We start from the raw sequence: 2872 nt of genomic DNA, 5'->3' as shown, positions 1-2872 counted from the left end.
TCGCCCTCGATCAGGCGGCTCATGATGGTGTAGCCGTTGGTGGTGAACACCACATACCGGCGGTTGGCGTCGATCTTCACCGGATCGTCCGGTCCGCCCATGATCTTCAGCAGTTCCTGCAGGGTTTTTGCGGGAATGATGATCCGGATATCCCGGGTGCACTCCACATCCCGCTGCAGGATGGCCAGCCGGTAGCCGTCCAGGGCCACGATGGTCAGGCTGCCCGGTTCGATGACGAAGAGTTCGCCGGTGTGGGCGGGCTTTTTGTCATCCTGGGCGACCGCATAAATGGTCTTTTCGATCATCTCCCGCATCATGGAGCAGGGGATGGTCATGGTGTTTTCGGCGGCGGTGTTGGGCAGGGACGGATAATCGCTGGCGTTCATGGCCGGGATCTGGAATTCCGCCACGCCGCCGCTGATGGTGGCCATGCCTTCGTCGTCCAGCTCGATCATCACGTTTCCTGCGGGCATCCGGCTGACCATGGAGCCCAGCAGCTTGGCGTCCAGCACGATCTCGCCGGGAACCAGGACGTTGCACTCAATAGTAGTAGTGATTCCGATTTCCATGTCGTAGCCGGTCAGGGTCAGCTGGAAGCCGGAGGCCTTCATCTGGATGCCTTCCAGCACCGGAATGGCGGAGCGGTTGGTGATGGCGCGGGAGACGCCGTCGATGGCGGCGGCCAGCAGCGACTTTTCGCATTCGATCTTCAAGTATTGTCACCTCGTATTTTGGGGATAGGGTTTTTGGCGGGGATTTTCCGGGCAGCAGGACCTTGCCCGGAGCCGGAATTTTCAATTGGCGGTCTTGTTTGCTTTGGCAGGGGTTTTGTGCGGGGGGGGAAAAAAGTTGGGGGAAAATGTTGTTTCCCGGTGCGAATACTGGATACTTTGAAAGTAGTAGTAGTAGGGGCCGTGGAATCGGTGGAAAACTCGGGGAACCCGCATAACCAGCGGATTTGCGGGCGGTGAATTTTCCGGAAAAGGCTGTGGAAGAAAAATTTGCCCTTGTGGAGAACTCGGGTTTTTAACTTGCAATGTGGAAAACGAATGTTAATTGTTGAAAAAACGGTGGAAAATGGGGAAAACTGCCGCGGTTTTTCAACAACGGTCCATGAAAACCCGATTTTCACCCCTCTCAGGTGCGGATATTCTTCATAATATCGTCAACTGTCTCTTTCAGGTGGCGGTCCTTGGCGATGTTTTTCTCCATGGTGTTGATGGAGTAAACCACTGTGGAATGATCGCGCTGAAATTCCGAGCCGATGGCTTCCATGCTCATGCCGGTGATCTCCCGGATGATGTACATGGTCATCTGACGGGCGGCGCTCACGTTGGCGTTGCGCTTTTTGCCCCGGATGTCGGCGGGCATGACGTTGTAGGTGCGGGCCACCTCGTTGATGATCTTTTCAATGGTCACCGGGATGGGCTGCTGGTCGTTGAGGGTATCCTTGATGGCGGTGGTGGTCACGCCGATGCAGGGGGCGATGCCTTCCAGCATATAGTAGGCGTTGAGTTTTTTCACCGCGCCTTCCAGCTGACGGATGTTCTGTTTCAGATGGTTGGCGATGTATTCGGCCACGTCGTCGGGCAGATCCAGGTTGAGCAGTTCGGCCTTGCGCTTGACGATGGCCACCCGGGTCTCAAAATCCGGGGGCTGGATGTCGGCGGTCAGGCCCCATTCAAACCGGGTGCGCAGACGTTCCTCCAGGCTCTTGATCTCCTTGGCGGGACGGTCGCAGGCCAGCACGATCTGCTTGCCGGCGTTGTGCAGGGTGTTGAAGGTGTGGAAAAATTCTTCCTGGGTGGCTTCCTTGCCGGCGATGAACTGGATATCGTCGATGAGCAGCACGTCCGCTTCCCGGTAGGTCTGCCGGAAGAGCTCGGTGGTGTTGTTGCGCACGGCGGTGATGATCTCGTTGGTGAACTTTTCACAGTCCACGTAAACGATGTTGAAATCCGGGTGGTTCTTCTTGATCTCGATCTGGATGGCGTTGAGCAGGTGGGTCTTGCCCAGACCGGAAGGCCCGTAGATGAACAGGGGGTTGTACGCCCCGGAAGGATTGGCCGCCACCGCCTGGGCCGCCGCGAAGGCGAACTGGTTGGACGGACCGCGGATGAAGTTCTCAAAGGTGAAGTCGTACCGACCGGAAGGAAGGTTGTCCTCGGTGATATGTTCGGGGGCTTTTTCCCCTTCTTCCTGCTGCGACGGCGGAATGACCAGCTGCAGTTCGATGTCGAAACCCAGCACGGCTTTGAAGGCGTCCTTGAGCAGCGCGGTATACCGGTCCGAAACGATCTTGCGGATGAAGTCGTTGCGCACCATGAGCGTCACGCAGTTGGAATTTTCAAAGCTGACCGGTTCCAGCCCGCTGATGTAGCACTGGTAGGTCGCGTCGGCGGTATGTTCGCGGCAGTAGGCTTTGGCCGCGTCCAGAACGTCGTTAAAAGAATCCATGTTTTTCCCCACTTCGTGTTCGGTCTTACGCCGGGGCCTGCCGGGCCGCCAAGGCGCAGAAATATACGGTATTATTATACCACAAATAAAAGGGCAATACAATTCGTATATCTGGTATATATAAATAAAGTAGACAACTATCTGTTGAAAACCCGGGGCAGGGGACAGGTTTCCACATTTTTCGAGGGAATTGTGGAAAGAAGAGGAGTGGGGTGGGGGTGGGGGTTGGAAGGCCGCGGGTTGCGGGAGAGTTGTTCCTTTTTGGCAAGCGGGTGCTTGCCGGGAAGTTGTCGCTTTTTGCCGCCAAAAAGCGACGGAAAAACCGCCACCGTTTCGAGGCGGTGGACGCCGACCAGGGCTGCGGCCCTGGACCCGGGGAATGCGGCCACCTTACGACGGCCTACTCAGGTCCTGG

General features: G+C 56.8%; 2 protein-coding genes. Both read right to left on the bottom strand.

The window, feature by feature from the left end; genetic code table 11:
* Positions 1–713, bottom strand: a 713-nt coding sequence (dnaN, locus tag Q0K17_RS11200) for a DNA polymerase III subunit beta (RefSeq protein WP_294542989.1), incomplete at its 3' end; no start/stop codon positions are given.
* A gap of 424 nt (positions 714–1137) precedes the next feature.
* The gene (gene dnaA, locus Q0K17_RS11195; RefSeq protein WP_204648698.1) at positions 1138–2457 is read right to left on the bottom strand and encodes a chromosomal replication initiator protein DnaA; all 1320 of its coding nucleotides are present in this window, start codon (positions 2455–2457) and stop codon (positions 1138–1140) included.
* Between the last annotated feature and the right edge of the window lie 415 nt (positions 2458–2872).

The sequence above is a fragment of the uncultured Gemmiger sp. genome (genome assembly GCA_944388105.1).
In the GTDB taxonomy this organism is placed as follows: domain Bacteria; phylum Bacillota; class Clostridia; order Oscillospirales; family Ruminococcaceae; genus Gemmiger.
The sequence above is the reverse complement of the archived record's forward strand: the minus strand, read 5'-3'. Positions and strand labels throughout refer to the sequence as shown.

Coding starts and splice junctions, on each gene's coding strand:
- dnaA (WP_204648698.1), bottom strand. CDS start 2,457: ATGGATTCTTTTAACGACGTTCTGGACGCGGCCAAAGCCTACTGCCGC.